At 62.7% G+C, this 19,133-nt stretch carries 15 protein-coding genes and 1 tRNA gene; 6 read left to right on the forward strand and 10 right to left on the reverse strand.

The features are described 5' to 3' along the window. Positions 1–480 precede the first annotated feature (480 nt). From AC6I65_RS11135 to AC6I65_RS11145, 3 genes are all read right to left on the reverse strand, one after another. Positions 481–609, reverse strand: coding sequence for a hypothetical protein (locus AC6I65_RS11135; RefSeq protein ID WP_497901955.1), 129 nt, complete (start codon positions 607–609; stop codon positions 481–483). A 358-nt stretch (positions 610–967) separates the two neighbouring features. Next, positions 968–1,142: transfer RNA gene (locus AC6I65_RS11140), tRNA-Trp, on the reverse strand. A gap of 113 nt (positions 1,143–1,255) precedes the next feature. Then, positions 1,256–2,173: a DUF5794 domain-containing protein gene (locus AC6I65_RS11145; protein WP_497901956.1), complete on the reverse strand. Its 918-nt coding sequence runs from the start codon at positions 2,171–2,173 to the stop codon at positions 1,256–1,258. Between the two features lie 539 nt (positions 2,174–2,712). On the opposite strand from AC6I65_RS11145, the gene guaB reads away from it, so the two are divergent. Continuing rightward, positions 2,713–4,212 (forward strand): IMP dehydrogenase, encoded by a 1,500-nt coding sequence (guaB, locus tag AC6I65_RS11150; RefSeq protein ID WP_497901957.1) that lies wholly within the window; start codon positions 2,713–2,715, stop codon positions 4,210–4,212. 124 nt (positions 4,213–4,336) lie between these two features. Then, a complete protein-coding gene (locus AC6I65_RS11155; protein WP_497901958.1) occupies positions 4,337–6,283 on the forward strand; it encodes a DUF7289 family protein in 1,947 nt (648 codons plus the stop codon). A gap of 61 nt (positions 6,284–6,344) precedes the next feature. Here the strand turns inward: AC6I65_RS11155 and AC6I65_RS11160 are convergent, their stop codons facing one another. Together AC6I65_RS11160 and AC6I65_RS11165 are read right to left on the reverse strand one after the other, a co-directional pair. Next, positions 6,345–7,181, reverse strand: coding sequence for an aldo/keto reductase (locus AC6I65_RS11160; protein WP_497901959.1), 837 nt, complete (start codon positions 7,179–7,181; stop codon positions 6,345–6,347). A gap of 83 nt (positions 7,182–7,264) precedes the next feature. Beyond that, positions 7,265–8,002, reverse strand: a complete 738-nt coding sequence (locus AC6I65_RS11165) for a proteasome assembly chaperone family protein (protein ID WP_497901960.1) — start codon at positions 8,000–8,002, stop codon at positions 7,265–7,267. Positions 8,003–8,149: 147 nt separating this feature from the next. Between AC6I65_RS11165 and AC6I65_RS11170 the strand changes: the two genes are divergently transcribed. Further along, complete coding sequence (locus tag AC6I65_RS11170) at positions 8,150–9,064, forward strand: RsmB/NOP family class I SAM-dependent RNA methyltransferase (protein ID WP_497901961.1); 915 nt, start codon at positions 8,150–8,152, stop codon at positions 9,062–9,064. Next, complete coding sequence (locus AC6I65_RS11175; RefSeq protein WP_497901962.1) at positions 9,064–9,579, forward strand: DUF7122 family protein; 516 nt, start codon at positions 9,064–9,066, stop codon at positions 9,577–9,579. The genes AC6I65_RS11170 and AC6I65_RS11175 overlap by 1 nt, the downstream gene beginning before the upstream one ends. Positions 9,580–9,642: 63 nt before the next feature. Here AC6I65_RS11175 and AC6I65_RS11180 read toward each other — a convergent pair whose 3' ends face one another. The 3 genes from AC6I65_RS11180 to AC6I65_RS11190 all read right to left on the reverse strand — a co-directional run bounded on the left by AC6I65_RS11180 (position 9,643) and on the right by AC6I65_RS11190 (position 13,668). Next, positions 9,643–9,762: a DUF7989 family protein gene (locus AC6I65_RS11180; protein ID WP_497901963.1), complete on the reverse strand. Its 120-nt coding sequence runs from the start codon at positions 9,760–9,762 to the stop codon at positions 9,643–9,645. Between the two features lie 227 nt (positions 9,763–9,989). After that, a complete protein-coding gene (locus AC6I65_RS11185) occupies positions 9,990–10,295 on the reverse strand; it encodes a HalOD1 output domain-containing protein (protein ID WP_254156908.1) in 306 nt (101 codons plus the stop codon). A 106-nt stretch (positions 10,296–10,401) separates the two neighbouring features. Then, entirely contained in the window at positions 10,402–13,668 is a 3,267-nt protein-coding gene (locus tag AC6I65_RS11190) for a PAS domain-containing protein (RefSeq protein WP_497901964.1), read from the reverse strand. Between the two features lie 80 nt (positions 13,669–13,748). On the opposite strand from AC6I65_RS11190, the gene AC6I65_RS11195 reads away from it, so the two are divergent. Continuing rightward, complete coding sequence (locus AC6I65_RS11195; protein ID WP_497901965.1) at positions 13,749–14,105, forward strand: ubiquitin-like small modifier protein 1; 357 nt, start codon at positions 13,749–13,751, stop codon at positions 14,103–14,105. A gap of 56 nt (positions 14,106–14,161) precedes the next feature. Here the strand turns inward: AC6I65_RS11195 and AC6I65_RS11200 are convergent, their stop codons facing one another. Then, a complete protein-coding gene (locus tag AC6I65_RS11200; protein WP_497901966.1) occupies positions 14,162–15,850 on the reverse strand; it encodes an aldehyde ferredoxin oxidoreductase C-terminal domain-containing protein in 1,689 nt (562 codons plus the stop codon). A 510-nt stretch (positions 15,851–16,360) separates the two neighbouring features. After that, positions 16,361–17,698 (reverse strand): short-chain fatty acid transporter, encoded by a 1,338-nt coding sequence (locus tag AC6I65_RS11205; protein WP_497903200.1) that lies wholly within the window; start codon positions 17,696–17,698, stop codon positions 16,361–16,363. 173 nt (positions 17,699–17,871) lie between these two features. Here AC6I65_RS11205 and AC6I65_RS11210 point away from each other — a divergent pair, with 173 nt between their 5' ends. Continuing rightward, positions 17,872–19,131 carry an MFS transporter gene (locus AC6I65_RS11210; protein WP_497901967.1) on the forward strand — a complete coding sequence of 420 codons (1,260 nt, stop codon included), beginning with the start codon at positions 17,872–17,874 and terminating at the stop codon, positions 19,129–19,131. Positions 19,132–19,133 lie beyond the last annotated feature (2 nt).

Below are 19,133 nucleotides of genomic sequence, written 5' to 3' on the forward strand. Positions count from 1 at the left end.
TGATCGACCGTGCTTTTTGGTCAGCGGAAGGTGCGCCAGGTGTGGGTAAACCTCCGCGAACTCCTCGGCACGATCGAGGGGTGTCGGGCGGTAGTCACCAGAGGGTGTAACACCAGGCTCCGCCGCGACGGCGCTTCCGGTTGTCGCGCCGTCTCCGTGGGTTACACAGTTAATCTGGGAAGGCCAAGACCGCGAAGTACCCTGCCCTTCGGAAGATGCTGATAGCTCTCCCGCCGCTTCGAACTCGTTTGAGCCCGACATTAGTCACGATTCAAGGGCGGGGCGTGATCCGCCAGGTCGATTACCTCGAGCTGAAGCTCTACGTCGCGATCGTGGTACCCACAGGTTTCACAGTACCAAGGGCGAGTTCGATCACGGAGTAGATTAACCGAAGAGCAGAATGGACACGACCACCGAGGAGACGGATCCCAGGTGATCCGTGTCATCGTGACCACCAGCCATCAGCTAGCGGTTGGTCAGCTACAGAAACGGAACACCCTCGAGGCGCTCCCTGGCCGGAACGAGGCCGGTCGCTCGCTTCGCTGCGCTCCCTGCATTCCGGGCTTCCGCTCGCGCTTTCAGCGCTGCGCGTTCCGGGCATCTGCCCATCCGGCACTCGCGCCTCTCGGTCGATGCTGGAAACAGACCGCCTTCGGGACGTGACCGCCGGAGTGTTCCCTGAGTGAGTCTGGTCACCGGGCTCGTGATCGGTGCGTTCGAGGTCAGCGGGACTGTGACAGTATCGACACTTGCCCGCTTGTGTGCAGCTCTCGTCGAGGTAGTTGAGACATTGAGATCGGCAGCTCCGACAGCGGTAGCTCTGGAGGCGATGCCAATCGGTCACGCCGACCACCTCGGTACCCAAAACCGAGCCAGGGTAGTCGAATTAGATAATGGATGTGGTAGTAGAAGGGTTTGTACTAAGCCCCCTTCTATCCACAGTATTAAGATATAATTAAGGTGAGGATGGGGTCGGAGGGATTTGAACCCCCGATCGACTGATATCTCCGGTGCGCCTCGGAACTCCAGAGGGTCATCACACGGACACTGATCAGGTGCCCGATCAGTATATCAGTCTGGAGTGTCGTCCCGGGCGCGGGACCTCTGGAGTCAGTCGCCATGCCTGGCTTGGCCACGACCCCTCGAGCAATCGTTGGGTGATCCAGCCTAAAGCAGTTACGATTCAGGTGAGAGTTTGCGACCGGACCGAACAAGCGACTCGAGCGCTCAGCATCAGGCGAAATCCGACTCGAGCCTAGAGCCAGGGGGCACGTCCAGCAGTCGACGTCGTGTCGTCGCCCGGGTACGGATCGGTGTCGCCGTTCGACTCGTCGACGGTCACGTCCGCGTCCTCGTGTTCGGAGTCGGTCGCTTCCGCCGCCGATTCCGAACTGACGCCGCCATCGGCCCGCGTTCCGGAGCTGGTTGACGAGTTGGACGCTTCGTCATCAGTGTCGGGATCCAGCGCGAACAACGCGGCGACGACCAGCGCAGCCAGTGGGGCCTGCCCGAAGGCCATCCCCATAATCGAGAGGGGCAACAGACCGAGGGCGACGGCGCTCCCGAACCGGAACCGGTTGAGGTCCATGTACTCGCGCAAGTACGGGCCGCTGACGGCCACGGAGAGGGCGAACGCCACGCCGATCACGGCAGCCAGCGTTGCGTTGGCGACCAACTGCGGGTCGTCCATGAGCGCGAACTCCGCACCCGTGGGCTCGAGACTGGCGACGAGTCCCAGTCCGATGATGACGCCAGGGCTCGGCAGGTACTCGCCGACGGTGGCGCTCGCGGTCTTGGCGGCGATCGCCAGGATGACCAGCGCGGCGAATCGCTCGAAGGTGGCCGTCTCGATCACGCTCTCGATCGCCGGTGCGAGCGCGGCCTGGATAGCCGCGAGCACGATCAGCGGGATGCCGACGATCAGCACGACGCGAACCTGTTCGCGGACGGTCCCCTGCATCTCCGCGAGGATGACGGCGAGGGTCGCACTGCCACCGAAGATGAGGAGGCCGACCTGAACGGCGCTCGTCGGCGTCTCGAGGGCGCCGGCCAGGATCAGGGCGACGAAGATGCCGTCGACCAGCGGGAGGGCCATCACCAGGGCGAGGAGTCTGGCGTCACCGCCGACTAACCGCTCGAGGCGGAGGGCGACGGGGTGTTGTGACGTACTCATCGATCACGAACGATGGCCGTGACCCGAGGCCTGGGGATGGGGGTAACGAGGTGAACGGTCCCGCAGCGACTGCTGGAGCGGAAGCCAGTCCATCGGCATCGGCGTCGGCGCCGACGTCGACGAGGAGCGTTTCCGCCCGAACCGAAGACCTCGCGCTGTGAGTGGGCAATTCCCAAAGAAAATCGCGGCTACGGAGTCGAACGTCGTCCGGCCGGCGAGTCGGGAATCGCGGAAGTTCACAGCGTGCATACTCGAATCGAGTGGACCTGTATTATTAAACGTTGTGTGAGATGGCTGAACACGAACCGTGAAATCGTAACTGAAACGCGAGTAGTATCGACGAATAGTTCCTGGCACGAGTGATTGGATGAGAGTTTTCAACACAGGCCGTCCTCGAGGGGCAATAATTGCCCGTCAGAACCTGAAACGTCGAATTGTGTTAGCGCTGGTATCGGTGTCGACCATCGAGAACGCCAATAAGTACCACACACTCGAGGGAGTCTCGGAACGCTTTTTACCGACGGTTCCGGACAGTTTACATGGCGAACGACGTTCCCGAGCACGAGCCGTATTCTGCGAAATTACGCGTACCGGAAGCGCTGACGTTCGACGACGTCTTGCTCCGGCCGAAGGAGAGTCGTGTCGAGCCCGACGAGGCGGATCTCACCTCGCGAGTGTCTCGAAACGTCGAGGTCTCGGTTCCGATCATCTCGGCAGCGATGGACACCGTCACCGAGAGCGAGATGGCGGTCGCGATGGCCCGTCACGGCGGACTCGGCGTCCTCCACCGGAACATGAATATCGATGAAATGGTCGAGGAGATCAGTCGCGTCAAGCGCGCCGACGAACTCATCATCCCCTTCGACGACGTGGTGACGGCCGACCCGGAGATGACCGTCCGCGAAGTCGACGAGATGATGGTCAAGGAGGGCGTCGGCGGCGCCCCCGTCGTCAACACCAACGGCGAGGTGCTGGGCATCATCTCGAGTACGGACATCCGCCCGCACCTTGAGGTCGGCGAGAACGACCCGGTCACGGAGGCGATGACCGACGAGGTCATCACGGCGCCCCAGGACATCGACGCGCGCGACGCGTTCGACCTGATGTACGAGCACAAGATCGAGCGCGTTCCCGTCGTCGACGACGAGAACTTGCTGGTCGGCCTGGTCACGATGCAGGGTATCTTACAGCGCCGGGAGTACAAGCAAGCCGCTCGAGACGAAACCGGTCGCTTGCGATGTGGCGTCGCCGTCGGTCCGTTCGAAACGGACCGCGCGGTTGCGGCCGACGAGGCGGACGTGGACGTGCTCTTCATCGACTGCGCCCACGCACACAACCTGAACGTCATCGACGGGGCCCGCGAGATCAAAGAGTCCGTCGACGCGGACGTCGTCGTTGGAAACGTCGGCACGCGAGAGGCTGCGGAGGACCTGGTGGACTTCGCCGACGGCATCAAGGTCGGCATCGGTCCGGGCTCGATCTGTACGACGCGGGTCGTCTCCGGCGCTGGTATGCCCCAGATCACCGCTGTCGCACAGGTTGCAGACGTCGCGAGCAAGCACGGCATCCCGGTGATCGCCGACGGCGGGATTCGGTACTCCGGCGACGCGATCAAGTCGATCGCCGCCGGTGCCGACGCCGTGATGCTCGGGTCGTACTTCGCGGGCACTGACGAGGCCCCGGGTCGCGTCGTGACGATGAACGGCAAGCGCTACAAGCAGTACCGCGGGATGGGGTCGGTCGGAGCGATGAAGTCGGGTGACGGCGACCGATACCTGAAGGACGATCCGGAGGACGACGAGGAGTACGTCCCAGAGGGCGTCGAAGCGGCGACGCCGTACAAGGGAACGCTCCAGTCAGAACTCCACCAGCTCGCAGGCGGGATGCAGTCGGGAATGGGGTACGTCGGTGCCGAGACGATTCCCGAGTTCAAGGAGCGAGCGGAGTTCGTTCGTGTCTCCTCGGCGGGTCAGGCCGAGGGGCACGCCCACGACGTCGTGATTACGGACGAGGCGCCGAACTACTCACCGAGCGAGTGATGGCTACGGTTGCGTAACGCGGGCTCTCGAGTTTCGTATTTTGACGTGCTTTCGAGACTGGTTCTACGATATAGTACCCCAAATCGGCCGATACTATCATATTGCCTGATTATCGAATACGCGTATGAGCGACGACGCTGACCACGGAGACGATACGTTACTGCCGAAGGGATATTCCCGTGGACAGGCCGAAGTCATTGCAGTTGTTGTTCTGCTTGGATTCGTTATTATCGCCGCGATCGGCATCGTTGCGGTCGGGCAAACCGCCCTCGCACAACTCGAATCACAGAGTCGCGACGAGGCCGCCACACAATCGCTCGATCAGGCGAAAATGGAGTTTGCCTCACTTCAAACTGGAGAAACTCGAGAATTCACGTTCAGTGAGTCGATTCAACGGGATACGCGAGTTGAGCCGGACGCGGGGTCGGTGACTATATCAGTGGAAGGATTTGACGCCATTTCAAACGAATCGTTCCAACTGGGTTCGATCATCTACGAACACGAGGGATCTCACGTTGCGTACCAGGGCGGTGGCGTCTGGAAGCGAACCGATGGTCGAACTCAACTCGTCAGTAGCCCGGATATCCAGATCGAGACGACAGAGAAGGGGCTCTCGAGTATACGAGTCGACGTGACGAGCGTGCGTGGTACTGAGGCCCAATCGAATAATTTGAAGGCGACATCGGATGGTCTCAACGAAACGGCTCTTGGCTTACCTGATCGACTACCTGCGGGCCCGATGACACTCGAAATCCAATCGGAGTACTACGACGGGTGGGCCGATTACTTTGCCAACCAGGATGGAATTGAAAAAGGAGAAGAGGGCGAAATCGGTTCAGTACAAGTCGATGACGCGACGCAGACGATGATACTCGAAGTGGACATCGACCACTCTATTCCCGAGGTTCACTCCGCTCGTATCGGTAGTTCTGAGGCAGGGTCACAGCCAGTCGCATTCGAAAACGGAAGCGAGATTAACAGCTACAACTCGGCAACGGCCGGCAACACGGCGCCAAATGGATCCGATTTCACCAATAGCACGAGTGTCGCAACCTGGTCCGGTACCGCGAAAAATTCGGACATGTCCTTCACGCTCGGCGGTGATTTCTACAACACACTCGGCCAGCATTCCAATGGTTCGGGGGACGAAATCCGACTCGGTGATGATGCAGTAATCACTGGTGACGTCCACAGCGACTATCTCTTCGACGTTGGTTCTGCGACGGTCGAAGGATCACTCTTCATCAACACCACTGGAACTACAGGCGGCTTAACTATCGACGGAGGAACGGTCGGTGGAGATGTTCACGCCATCGATGGTGCAATAATCACGTCGGGCAGTACAATCGGTGGCGATGTCCGAGTAGACGGCGATCTCGAAATTGACGCTAGTACGAACGTCACTGGCGATGTGTACGTTACCGGCGAAATCACCGGCGAAACTGATGGAGTCCAGGGAAATGCCTCGGAGGGAATTGAAGACGCTGAAACAGAAGAACCAACTGACAAAATCCAATCAGAGCCGGGCACACGATGGTATCCAACTGAGGGCGAATACGACGAATTGCCGGACGAATGTACCGATTCGGAAAGCATCTCTGTGAAAGGTGGTGATACTTGTTCAGTAGAGTCCGGGATCTACAAAGCAGACTCGCTTGTGGTCGAAAATGACGGCACATTGGAACTGGACACCAGCGATGGCGTGATCATCCTTCATATTACCGGGGACTTCGAGCTCGCGTCGGGGGCATCGGTTGAGCGACCTCACGAGCCGTACGATTCGACTGCGATTGAGGTAATCGTGGAGGAAACTGAGAAAAACAGTAAGAATACCGTGAGTATCTCCGAGGATTTCGTTGGACTCGTCGATGCTCGAGATAGCTCAGTTGAAATCCACGACGGGGCAGCGATATACGGAGCAGTCATTGGAAACCAGGTCACGCTCGACAGCGGCAGTGGGATCTACTTTGACGAACAACTCCTCACCGAAGACGGCGTAGACCCTCGATTCGCTCGTGCATCTGAGTTCGTCTTCTTCGATGTCAAGATACAAGAAATATCGATAGAGTAGCTCGCTTTGCGATTGACGCTTTCTGTCTTCTCCATATCATTTAAGAATTAATGGATTAAGATCAATTCCACGGCGCCATACCCGGATCGACCTCTCGATGCACTTCCTCGAGCCCGTCGATCCTCTCGAGATCCTCACTGTCCAACTCTACGCCTAACGACGCCCAGTTGTCCGAAATGTGATCATCGCCGGTCGCTTTCGGAATCGCGGTGACGCCCTTCTCTCGGAGCCAGGCGAGACTGACCTGGGCCTCACTCGCATCGTGCTTCTCCGCCACGGACTGCATCTCGGGCACGTCGAAGACCTCGCCTCGAGCCAGCGGCGAGTAGGCGACGAGTTCGACGTCGAGGTCGGCACAGACCGAGCGAAGCTCCTCCTGGGGGAGCAGCGGGTGACACTCGATCTGGTTCGCGAAGAGGGGCGCGTCGAGGAGGTCGATCGCTTCCTCGAGGTGACGAGGCTCGAAGTTACTGACGCCGACGTTGCGGATCAGGCCGTCGTCGTAGAGTTCGTCGAACGCGGCCAGCGTCTCCTCGGCGTCGTAGGTGTTGACCGGCCAGTGGACGTACAGCAGGTCGACGGCGTCGACGCCGAGTTTCTCGAGGCTCTCCTCGGTCGTCTCGAGGACGTCGTCGTGGGCGAGATTGGAGGTCGATACCTTCGTCGCCAGGAAGACGTCCTCGCGGTCGACGTTGGCGTCGGCAATCCCTTGACCGACGTACTCCTCATTATCGTAGCCCTGGGCGGTATCGACGTGGCGATACCCCATCTCGAGGGCGGTTCGAACCGAGTCCGCACACTGGTCCGGATCGGTGTTCTGCCAGGTGCCGAGGCCGAGGATGGGCATGCCGTTCGCTGCAGGGCAGTCAGCGGGGGTCAGATCTGTGTCGGAAGCCATACTCGAGCGCTAGCGGATGAGTCGAAAAGGCGTTGGGTTTGCGGGTGCCACCTCTCGTGACGGGCTGGGCGTGGATGCGTCGGCTACTGGTACATCCGCAACGGCTGGGCCTGCGTACTCTCGGCGGATTCGACCTCGCGCATCCGTTCGGCGAACGCCTGGCGCTGTTCCTGAATTTCCCCCGCCCGTTCGATCAACGCCTCGACGTCGAGTTCGACATCGGCGATGGGACAGATGCCGTCCTCGAGAAGGACGCTCGCTGCCTCGGGGTCGGGGAACTGCGGGCTGCACTCGACGACGAGTCCGAACGAATCGGTACCGAGTTCGGCCGCCCGGTTGAGCAGGGCGCCGGTCGGACCGCTGATGACGCCGTCCTCCGTCGGGCTATCGATGTCGTAGGTGTCGACGGCGTCGGCGTCGCCGGTCGTGACGCCGAACAGTTGGGGCGGTTCGTCTCGCTGGGAGGGCAAGCCGCTGAGGTACACCGGCGTCGCGTCGTGGTCGACCGCCCAGCTGGTCAGACAGCCGGCGACCGACTCGAGCGCTTGCGTGCTGATTGGAACGTCGCTCTGGAGGGCGATGACGTCCTCGTCCTCGCTGACGTAGAGACGGACGGGCGGCTGGATGGTCGTCGATCCGTCGCGGTAGATCCCGATTCGGGGGAGCCCGTCGCAGTGGACGCTCGCGTAGTAGCGCATCTCAAGCTGGTCGATCAGGTGGTCGGTTGCGATTTTCCCGACGAGACCGATGCCGGGAAACCCTTCGACGAGCACTGGCTCCTCGAGTTCGGCTTCCGGCCCCTGTCTACGGATCTCTGACATAGTCGAGGTGACGCCGTCCGACGACTTAAAACCGGCCGCGGCAGGCGCCCGCGGCCGTCGATCCCAAGGCGCCGACCCTGTGGCACCAGCCCCGTGGCGCCAACCGCTTCGAAACCCACAAACGAAGCGCCCTCGAATCACGTCTCAATGGAGCCACTCGAGCGGTACCGGCCGATCGTCGACGACTTCGAGGCGTTTCGGGCGGCCTGTGAGCGGCCGCTCGGAATCGCCGTCCGGGTGAACACAATCAAGGCCTCCGTCGAACGGGCAATAGCGACCCTCGAGCACGACGACATCGAGTACGAGCAGGCCGCGTGGAATCCGCGGGTACTCCGCCTCAAGACCGACTCGCCAGGGTCGACGTGGGCCTCGTTTCACGGGTTCATCCACACGCAAGAGGAGGTCTCCGCGGTGCCGCCCGTCGTCCTCGACCCCGAGCCCGATGAGACCGTGTTCGACGCCTGTGCAGCCCCCGGCGGCAAGGCGACCCAGCTGGCCGCGCTGATGGACGACCGGGGCACGGTCGTCGCCAACGACAGCAACCTCGGTCGCCTTTCGGCGCTTCGATTCAATGCCGAGCGTCTCGGCGCGACGTCGCTGGCGGTCACCCACCAGGACGCGCGGAATTTCTCGTTCGCGCCGCTGGCGGTCGACCAGTTCGATCACGCGCTCGTCGACGCCCCCTGTTCGTGTGAGGGGACGATTCGCAAAAATCCGACGACGCTCGAGGAGTGGTCCGAGGACCACGTGCACTCGGTGGCGGGCATTCAGAAGGGCATTCTCAGGCGAGCGGTACAGGCGACCCGGCCGGGTGGCACCGTGGTCTACTCGACGTGTACGTTCGCGCCGGAGGAGAACGAAGCGGTCGTTCAGCACGCCCTCGATGCCGAGGACTGTCGCGTCGTCGACGTGGATCTCGACCCCGACCTCGAGTACGCTCCCGGCGTCACCGAGTGGAACGACGAGACCTACGACTCGAGCCTCGAGCGGGCGATCCGCATCTATCCCCACCACAACGACACCGGCGGCTTCTTCGTCGCGAAACTGGAGGTGGGCGCCTGATGGCCGACGGCCTCGAGGCGAACGTCGGTCAGCAGTTCGATCGGCTCCCGGCGACGGACGCCGACCGAAGCGTCGAGCGTCGGGCCTCGCGAGAAGCGGTGCTCGAGTACTTCGAGGACCGCTTCGGCATCCCGCCGGAGACGTTCGAGGAACACACGTTCTGGGAGAAAGGGTCTGGGAAAATTTGGATATACAGTGGGGAAAGCCCGTCACCGGCCGAAATCGAGGCCCTGGGGATGACCTGTCTGCGAACGCGACAGGAGCACTGGAAACCGACGACGGATTTCGTACAGCGGTTCGGGCGTCACGCCACCCGGTGTGTTGTCGACCTTTCGGACGTGGAAGCGACCCGATTCGCCGACGGCGAGGACCAGTTGCTCGAGTGGGACGGCGACTGGGGGTATCTCATCGCCGCACACGAGGTCGACGGCGACCGCGAACCGATCGGCGTCGGACTCTACCTGCACGGCGAACTCAGGTCGATGATTCCGAAGGGGAGACGGCGGTCGCTCTGAAGGCAGTGGTTTCGTTTTCGGAGCGAGAATGGATCCAGGTTAGCGGATAGACGCCAGTTGCTTTTACTCGTCCGATTCGTCGTCTGGTCGGCCGCGGTGCCAGACGTTCGTGACGGAGTCTCCTGCTGGCGGGGTGTGGCTAACGTCTTTCATCGTTTCGGATGTGGGGGTCTTCGATGACATGCACAGACGTAGCGAGACGTCCTATAAAGACGTTTCCTATGGGGAATGAATACAATATAGTGTGTTAATATCACACTATATTTTGAGTGCGGCGATTACTCGCTACATGCTGTTCGTTTCTCGTCAGTTGCTACTCCTCGGTATTCGTAAGGTGCTACTCGGTACTCGCTCTCCGACAGCGATGGCGTCGCTCCCCGTCTCACTCGCTCGAGAAAATCCAAAACCGATCAGTCGTCGAGCGACTCGACGTTGATTTCGCCGCCAGCAGAGACGGTTACGAGACACTCGTTGTACGCAAACGAGACCGTTCCGTCAGATCGAAGCCCCTCCGCGCGCGGCTCGAAGAGGCGCTCGAGCGCGTCGGCGTCGATCGCGTAGTGAAGCGGATCGAGTTCCGTGACGTCGAGTCCAGTAAATGTCGCTACGGCGTCGGCGACGGTGACGCTCAGCGGCTCGTCGTCGAGTCGATCGAATTGAACCGAGTACGATTCAGTCGTTCCAGCGCGAATTTGTGGCGAAGATGTTTCAGTCATCGTGAATTCAACCCCCCGTAGAGATGGGAAGACAATTTACCGTTTGCAGGTGTGGGTAAAGAGTCTGGCTGTTAACTCTATAACGAAGTCGTAGGAAGAGGGTTAATCAGTTAACCCTACTCCACTCGTGATCGAAAACGGCGGTGAAGAGCTTTCGCTCGGCCGATCGCACGTGGTTGTGGAATGCTGGTGGCGAAATCCCGAGCGACCCGGCGAGTTCCTCGCCCGTGGTCTCTCGCGGCCACTCGAAGAAGCCGCCGTGATAGGCGGTCTGAACGACTTCTCGCTGGCGATCGGTCAACAGCGACAGGAACTGGTCACGTTCGCGCGTCCTCGGGTCCCCGGCCAGGCGTTCGTTTTCACCCGACCGCTCCCGGCGGGCGACCATCGACGCCGAGAACCCCCGTCGATTCATCTCGGCGAGAACTTCGCGGACGGCGACGGAGTTCGGTATTTCCAGCGTCGTTCGCGTTCCCGTCTCGGGGTGGACCGTAAACGATCGAAGCAGGCCGCCGTGGCCGTCGACGACGGCGACGAGGAACGGCTCCGTCAGCTCGGGCTGGATCACCGTTCGGTCGTCGGTTCGACTGATGATCGTCCCGTCGGTGACCGTCTCGATCGAGTCCAGGTCGTCGGGGTCGACGTCACTATCGACGCTCGCGAAGACGGTCGACGTGCCGTCGTCCTGTTGAATAATCCCCTCGAGTTCGACGCGGGCGTCTGCGACGCGGGAGAGCGCTGCCAGCGGCGTCTCGGTCGTCACCTCGAGTTCGACTTCGGTCGTTGCCCCGCCCAGGAGCGCCTGTTTTCGCTGCACGGCGTTGATCGTGTAGGCGACGGTCTCGCCGAGGTCGTCCAGGACGGACCGGATGGGTTCGTCGAACCCCGTTCGGTCCGTACTGTAGAGCGTCAAAACGCCGTACAGGAAGTCGTCGTAGACGAGCGGCACGGCGTAGACGCTCTGGAAGTCCCGCGAGAGGGCTTCGGTTCGCCAGGCGCCGTGACGGAGGTCCTGGGCGACGTTGTCGACGTTCGTCGGTTCGAGCGTGCGAGCGGTTCGACCAGCCGGTTCGGCGGCCGGATCGTCGACGGCCGTCACCGTCACCGACTCGAGATAACCGCGGCCGTACCCGGCTTCGTGACGAGCCAGTATCTCGTTGCCGCCGGGATCTGGTTCGCCGATCCAGACGTACGAACAGTCCTCGAGGTCCGTGAGTCGATCGCAGAGCCCGGTCTCGATTTCGTCCCTCGAACTCGCGCGTAACAGGAGCGACTCGATCTCTTCGCGGAGGGAACTGGCCTCGTTCAGGCGCTCGAGGTACTCGTTCTGGCGTTTGAGTTCCTGTTCGCGTTCGTGCAGTCGCTGGGTTCGACTGATCCGGTCGAGAGCGGCTTCGGCGGTCGCGCCGAACACCTGCGCGAGGTCGACCGTTTCGTCGGTGAACTGGCCCTCATCGGTCGACAGCGTCGCCAGCACGCCGTGTTCACCGAGTGGGACGAAGAGTCCGCTTCTGACGGCGGTCTCCTCGTCGTAGACGTGTGGCGACGTTCGAATGTCGTCGAAGACCTTCGCTTCGCCGTCGACGAACGTCTGCCAGGAGATGCTTTTGTTGGGCCCTAACCGTGGTGGCGAGCCGATGTCAGTCAGGAGGTCCGTCGTGTACGCGGCCGGAACGAGTTCGTTCTCCCGGTCGTCGAACCGGAACACGACGACGTTCTCCAGGTTTAGTACGTCGGTGGCGACGTCGACGATGTACTCACAGGCGGTCTGTTTCGATTCGACCGTCAGTAGGTGCTGGGTCGCTTCGTACAGCGTGTTGAGCGTTTCGTCGTACTGGCGGCGCTCGGTGACGTCGACGCCAATGCCGATGATCCGTTCGACCGTTCCACCGGTGACTACCGGTCGATACCAGGTCTCGAAGATTCGATCCTTGATCCGCTGGAAGCTGTGGACCGATTCGCCGCCGAGCGCTCGGTTGACGTCGCCGATGACCGACGGATGCTCCGCGTACACGTCGTATATCGACTGGCCGGCGACCGACCCGGATTCGACCCCGATTCGTTCGAGGCCGCGCCCCTCCGAGAGGGTGAACGTGCCGTCGTCGTCGATGACAAACAGGACGACGGGGACGTTTTCGACCAGCACCTGGAGCCGCTCGGACCGCTCGACCAGCGCCTGTTCGCGCCGAACTCGTCTCGACACGTCTCTGAAGTAAATCGACAACCCCGTCGGTGACGGGTACATCCGGGCTTCGATCCACCGATCGAACGGTTCGTAGTAGCTCTCGATCGTTCGCGCCTCCTGTGATTGCAGGGCTGCAATCGCCTCTCGCTGGAAGTCACCGCCTTCGGCTTCCGGGAAGACGTCGACGAACGACCGTCCCAGGGTCTCCTCTTTCGGCGTCTCGAGGAGCTCTTCGGCCCTGTCGTTGAGGTACGTGAATTCTCCGTCCGTGTCGAGTGAAAAGAACGCGTCGGTGACGCGGTCGAACGACTCGTTTAGCTCGCGTTCGATCCGCCGGTAGTCCGTGATGTCTCGCGCCGAAACGACGATTCCGTCCACGGCCGGGTCCTCGAGGCGATTCGTGAGGACCGCCTCGTGGACGTGCCAGGTTTCGTCGGCGTGACGATACCGATACTCGCAGGTCTTCGACGTGCCAGCGTCTGCATCGCGAACGGCCTCGAACGCCCGGTAAAACGAATCACGGTCGTCGTAGTGGATGCGTTCGTCGAGGGGGTGGTCGACGAGCGCATCGGGGTCGGCGCCGACAACGTGGGGCGTGGACGGCCCGGCAAAGGTTACTCGCCCGCCGTCGTCCAGGACCAGGAACAGCGACTGCGACTTCTCGATCAACGTCCGACACCACGTGTTCGCTTCTTCTGCGGCCGCCGTCGCTCGCTGGCGCTCGAGAACGGCCGCGAGGCGTCGTCGGAACAGACCGGGGTGGGCGGCCGTCGTGACGTCGACGACGTCGCTCGCACCGGCGTCGAGCGCGGCCTCGAGGTGTGCCGCCAGCGAGTCGCCGTCTCGGTTCCGACTGCGGCCGGGGACGGTCGATCGATCGGCTGGTGGACCGACGACCACGGGGACGTCTTCGAGTGCTGCGGAGGCGGCCGAAACGGTCTCGACGGCGTCGGTAAGGACGCAGTCGACCGCCTCGAGCGACTCGAGTTCCGGCGGCCGCTCGTCGACGGCCGAAACCGGGCCGTAAACGGTAACGGAGTGATCGGCTCGCTGGCTCCCGTCTTCGCCAGCCCACGTCCGCTCGCTCTCGGATTCAGCCGGTGGGCCGATGCCCTCGAGCCAGGACGCAGTGCCGACGGCCAGCACCGTCCCCGTCGCCGCTTCCATCGCGTGGCGCATAGACTCCATTGCGCGTAGATCACTAAAAGGGCGCCGCTACGCCAATCCGGTGGTTCCGGTTGTGACCTGGTGACTCCGGATACGACTCAGTGGCTCCGGCTACGATCGGACGAACGGGCACCGAAACCCGTACGTACAAGAACGAACGGCCCCTCCCTCGAGACGTGCAACTCGAGTGTGTCTTCTTCGGACCGTTTCGCGAGGACACCGACGAGACGGCGACCGAGTGGGAGCCGGACGGCGAGACCGTCCGCGACCTGCTCGTCGAACTCGAGGCCGCCTATCCGGTGCTCGAGGGCCGCCTGCTCGACGACGAGGAGGGATCCCTCGCCGGGAAGACGGTCGTGACGAAGAACAAGCGGGACGTCAGACACCTCGACGGCCTCGAGACGGAACTCGAGGACGGCGACGTGTATCGGCTCGTGCCGTCGGTGTACGGGGGCTGACGGCGAGATCGATTCTGCCTCGTCGATCACCTACCGAATACGGAACCCGCGGACGATCAGTCCGCGGAGGGAGCGACCGAATCGACTCGCTCTGCCGGAACCGTCCCGTCGTCGTTCCAGCCGCGAGCCTCGTAGTACTCATCCACTGCGGCCTCGAGGTCCGGCAGGTCGTACGGGGTTCGGTCGTCGTCGACGCCGAACCCGCGCTGGTTGTTGAAGTGGCGCTCCCGTTCGACCGTGCGAGCACCGATGGCCATGAGGTCGTCGTAGTCGGCGTCGAACAGTTCCTCGAGTCGCTCGTCGGTCACGTAGTCGCCGCCGAACGCACAGACGATTCCCGTATCTCGGAACGCCGACGAGTTCTCCTCGTCGACCAGCGTCTCGGCTTTCCCGAGTGTACCCTCCGGGTCGAGTTCACCGCTGTACTCGAGGCTCAGCATGCCGGCGTACATGTGGTCGCCGCCGCGGTTGGCGACGGCGTAGGAGAGGCCCTGCCCGTGGAGGACGCGGCCGTCGTGAGCGGCGAACTCCATCCCCTTGACGGTGTAGTCGTCGACGCCCAGTTCCTCGTGACAGCGGTGGACGCCCTCGGCGAGTACGTCGCCGATGCCGTCGCGATAGGCAATTCGCTCGGTGATCTCGTGGGCGAGGTCGGCGTCGCCGAAGGCGTCCTCGCTCTCGAGGTAGGCGGCGACCGTCACGCCGGCGGAGATGGTGTCCATCCCCAGCGTGTCACAGAGTTCGTTCCCCTTCATCACGTCGACGACGTCACCCACACCCTGCAGGGAGCCAAAGGAGTAGACCGTCTCGAACTCCGGACCCTCGGTCTCGAGGCCGGTCTCCTCGTCCCGAGTCGGGAGTTTACAGCCGTAGGCGCAGGCCGAACAGGCTGCGCGCTTGTACTTCTTCTCCTCGACGGCGTTGCCGCCGATGTCGGCCACGTGTTCGAACTCGTAGTCCCGGAAGTACCGCGTCGGCAAGGAGAAGTTGTCGTTGATGAACTCGGTGCCGCCAGTCGTCCCCTGGCGTTTCATCAGGTCGTCGGACTCGGCGGCTTCTTTGTGAACGTCCATCTGGACCGGCGGGAACTCGACGTCGGGCGCGGAGTCGCCCTCGAAGGTGACGCACTTGACGTTCTTCGACCCGAGCACGGCCCCGAGCCCGCCCCGACCGAACGCTCGCGAGTCGAAGGTCATCACGCTCGCGAAGCGCACGAGGTTCTCGCCGGCGGGGCCGATGGCGATGCAGTGTTCGGGGCCGAGGTCCCGGGTGTCGGCCATGTAGTCGGAGATTTCGGGCACGAGCGCGTTCTCGAGTTCGGGCACTGCTTCGAACGCGACTTCGACGCCGCCCTCGCCGTCGCTATCGCCGTCCGTGACGTGAACCGCGAGCAACTCGTCGCTCTCGCCGACGACCTCGAGGACGCTGATGCCCGTTCCCACGAAGTTTCGGGAGAGGTAGCCGCCGGCGTTGGTCGAGACCAGGCCATCCGTCAGCGGTGAGAGGCCGGTCATGTTCATCCGGCCGGTGAAGGACATTCGGCTCTGCTGGAGCGGCCCCGTCGAGAGGTAGGCGCGATTCTCGGGGCCGAACGGATCGGCGTCGAACGGGATGCGGTCGTGGGCGAGGGCGGTGGCCGTCGCGCGACCGCCGACGGTTCGCTCGAGCACGTCGTCGATGTCGGTCGTAGTTGCGGTCCGGTTGCTCACGTCGACCGTGAGCAGTGGACCCCGTGCGTGGCGCATACACGTGGGGTCGGACTCGAGTCTCTTATACTATCGGCTGCCGGCCGGTTTCGGTCCTCTGGCCCGTCCCGGTCGTGTCCGGCCGATCACGCTGTCTCGATGGTGTGACCTCTCTCGGAGATTGATCCGCGAAAAGTATTGTATCGCACTCCGTTCCAGCACGTGGTGCGATAAGGTGTGTCTGTGGGGGATCGCGTCCGTTGGGGATCGCGCGTGTCCGTGTGATCGCCGTCGAGTTCGCTTCACTCGCTCGCTGTCTCTCGAGTCGATACACGATCTGCCTCCGTGGTCCCATCTGTACCAGTTGGAAGCAGATCATCAGTATGTGGGGTGGTGACACGGAAGCGTGTTGTGCCGTCGATAGCAGGCATCGCCGCCTCGGTGGATTCGTCGTCGGACGGACCGATTCCTCGGGCGGCGAATTCCTCACCGATCGCTCGAGCCAACCTCGCGGTTCTCGGTCTCGAACTCAAGAGAAGATACCGTTTCGCTCGGCCCAGTCGTCTCGAGTCAGTACGGGATGAACGTGAGCGCGAGCGCGAGGAACGGCGTCAGCAGGAGCATCATCGCGATCGCGTAGCCGAACATCTCCCGCGCCTTGATCCCCGTGATCGCGAGCAGCGGAAGCGCCCAGAACGGGTTGAACAGGTTCGTGTGTGCGTCGCCGACCGCGTAGGCGATGGTGGCCTGGCCGACGGGGACGCCGTGGCCCTGTGCCGCCTCGACGACCGAGGGACCGAGGACGATCCACTCGCCGCCGCCGGAGGGCACGAAGAGATTGACGATGCCGCCGGCGATCCAGGCGACGATTGGGAACGTCGCCGGCTCTGAGATGGCGAACAGGCCCTCGGCGATCGACGACGAGAGGCCGGAGGCGTTCATCATTCCCTGGATACCAGCGAAGAACGGGAACAGGAGGATGATGCCGGCGGCGGCCTCCGCCGCCTCGCCGAACCGTTCGCGATAGTAGGCGGGGCGCAAGAAGACGAGCAGGCCGGCGAACAGGAACGCGAAGTTCACGAGATCGAGGTTCCAGGCGTCAAGACCCTCGCTCGCGAGGAGGTAGCCGACCATAAACACACCGCCGAAGGCGATCAATCCGCCGAGGAGTCGGCTGTTGTCGATCTTCTCTGCCGGCGTTTCGTACGTCTTCACACCGCCGTCGGGGACGGTGTCACTGCCCGACCCCGACTCGTCGAACAGGTTCTTCTCGTCGACGAATTCCGTAATCGAGCGCGTCCGCCCCGCCCCTGGCGCGAGCAGGTACAAGAACGCGGCAGCGACGACGATCGAGGAAATCGTCAGCAAGAGGGCGTAGCTGCTGAAGATGGTCTCGCTGGCCGGGACGATTCCGTCGATGTAGCCCCCCTCGATGAACTCGTTTTCGGGTGTGTTGAGCAACAGCGGGGCCGACGCCGACAGCCCCCAGTGCCAGGTCAGGCCGAGGCCCATGTACCCAGCGACGCACAGCAGCGGGTAGTGAACCGGCATTCCGTTTCGATGGGCCGTCTTCCCCATCTCTCGAGCGAAAATCGCCCCGAGGATGAGGCTGAATCCCCAGTGAATCCACGCCACGGCCATCGAGAAGACGCCCACCAGGACGACGGCCTGTTTCCCGGAACTTGGAAGCTGGGTCAGACCCTTGAGCAACGCGTTCACTCGCGGGTGATACGCGAGCACGAAGCCCGTCATCAGGATGAGCGTCATCTGCATCGCGAACCCGAGGAACGCCCAGAACCCCTCGAACCAGTAAGTGGTCATCTCGAGTGGACCTGATCCCTCGAAAACCATGCCGGCGACGAACACGATGTACGACAGGAGAATCGCGAACAGGAACGGACTCGGCATCCACCGTTCGACGACGTCTGCGAGCCCTTTTCCGGCCCGTTCGAAGAGTCCTGGTTTCGAGTCGCCACCACGATTCGTCCCTCCGCTAGCACCATTGGCTCGTGTTGCCATGATCCGTGGTATTTGGTAACTGTATTAAATATTTATATGTCGAACCGACCAATTCGGGGACAGTGACGGGGCCAGATTCGACGAATGACGGCTACTACTACGGCTGGGTCGTGACGACAGCCTGCTTCATCGGCACCTTCGTCATCTTCGGCGTGTCTTACTCCTTCGGCGTGTTTTTCGAACCGCTGGCGAGCGATTTCGACCTCTCTCGAGGCGCGACATCGCTCGTGTTCTCCGTACAGACCCTGATGATCTACGTTGGCGCAGCGCTCTTCGGCGGCGTCGCCGACCGCTACGGCGTCAGGCGAGTCATGGGCACCGGTGTAGTGTTGCTGGCGCTCGGATTGCTCTGGACGAGCGAGGCGAACTCGATCACGACGCTTGGCCTCGCCTACGGCGTCATCACGGCCCTCGGCATGGGGCTAATCTACGTCGTCTCGTACGCGACCGTTCCTCGGTGGTTCGAGCGCCGTCGCGGCTTCGCGAGTGGGATCGCCACCGCCGGCCTGGGTGTCGGCATGGTCGCCGTCACGCCCGTCGCGACACTCCTCATCGCCCGCTACGGCTGGCGACGCGCCTATCTCGCCCTCGTCGCGGGGCTGGTCGCCCTGCTCGTCGTCGCCACCGTGCTGATCGAGGACGACCCTCGAGAGAGAGGGGTTCCGGCGAGCGAATTTCCCGCCGGTTACCCGGAGACGCGCTCGCGGTCGAGAGGGTGGCTCGAGCAGGCTCGAGACATCGTGTCGATAGCCACCGGCCGTCGGTTCCTGCTGGTGTTCTTCGGCTGGATACTCATCTACGGGACCCTGTACGTGACGCTGGTCCACCTGGTGGCTCACGTCACGGACCTCGGGCTCGACGCACGAATCGGCGCGCTCGCGCTCACGATCATCGGCGCCACGACCGCCGCCTCGCGAATGGCAATCGGATTCGCGTCGGACCGCCTCGGCCGGAACCGAACGTTCATCGGGTGTTCGATTCTGATGGCCGTCTCGACGTTCGCCTTACCCGTCCTGTCGTCGCCGGCCGGGTTCGTCGCCTTCGCGGCCGTCTTCGGCGCGGCCTACGGCGGGAACGGGGCGTTGCTGTCCCCGCTCACCGTCGACCTGTTCGGCCCCGACGACGCCAACGCCCTCTTCGGCGTCGTCTCGCTCTCGTTCGCCGTTTCGGGACTGTTCGCCCCGCCGCTGGCCGGCGCGAGCTACGATCTCTTCGGGACGTACACGCCGGCGTTCGTCGCCGCCGGGGTTGCCGGTCTCGCGGGTGCGGCGCTCACCGGTCTGGCGACGTGGAGAACCGGCACGCGATCGCGAGCAGCCTGACC

The sequence above is a fragment of the Natronosalvus sp. KLKA75 genome, from assembly GCF_059736265.1.

Excerpts from the sequence above, each read along its gene's own strand:
- AC6I65_RS11135 (WP_497901955.1), bottom strand. The coding sequence starts at position 609 with ATGGGCAGATGCCCGGAACGCGCAGCGCTGAAAGCGCGAGCGGAAGCC.
- AC6I65_RS11145 (WP_497901956.1), bottom strand. The coding sequence starts at position 2,173 with ATGAGTACGTCACAACACCCCGTCGCCCTCCGCCTCGAGCGGTTAGTC.
- guaB (WP_497901957.1), top strand. The coding sequence starts at position 2,713 with ATGGCGAACGACGTTCCCGAGCACGAGCCGTATTCTGCGAAATTACGC.
- AC6I65_RS11155 (WP_497901958.1), top strand. The coding sequence starts at position 4,337 with ATGAGCGACGACGCTGACCACGGAGACGATACGTTACTGCCGAAGGGA.
- AC6I65_RS11160 (WP_497901959.1), bottom strand. The coding sequence starts at position 7,181 with ATGGCTTCCGACACAGATCTGACCCCCGCTGACTGCCCTGCAGCGAAC.
- AC6I65_RS11165 (WP_497901960.1), bottom strand. The coding sequence starts at position 8,002 with ATGTCAGAGATCCGTAGACAGGGGCCGGAAGCCGAACTCGAGGAGCCA.
- AC6I65_RS11170 (WP_497901961.1), top strand. The coding sequence starts at position 8,150 with ATGGAGCCACTCGAGCGGTACCGGCCGATCGTCGACGACTTCGAGGCG.
- AC6I65_RS11175 (WP_497901962.1), top strand. The coding sequence starts at position 9,064 with ATGGCCGACGGCCTCGAGGCGAACGTCGGTCAGCAGTTCGATCGGCTC.
- AC6I65_RS11180 (WP_497901963.1), bottom strand. The coding sequence starts at position 9,762 with ATGTCATCGAAGACCCCCACATCCGAAACGATGAAAGACGTTAGCCAC.
- AC6I65_RS11185 (WP_254156908.1), bottom strand. The coding sequence starts at position 10,295 with ATGACTGAAACATCTTCGCCACAAATTCGCGCTGGAACGACTGAATCG.
- AC6I65_RS11190 (WP_497901964.1), bottom strand. The coding sequence starts at position 13,668 with ATGGAGTCTATGCGCCACGCGATGGAAGCGGCGACGGGGACGGTGCTG.
- AC6I65_RS11200 (WP_497901966.1), bottom strand. The coding sequence starts at position 15,850 with ATGCGCCACGCACGGGGTCCACTGCTCACGGTCGACGTGAGCAACCGG.
- AC6I65_RS11205 (WP_497903200.1), bottom strand. The coding sequence starts at position 17,698 with ATGCCGAGTCCGTTCCTGTTCGCGATTCTCCTGTCGTACATCGTGTTC.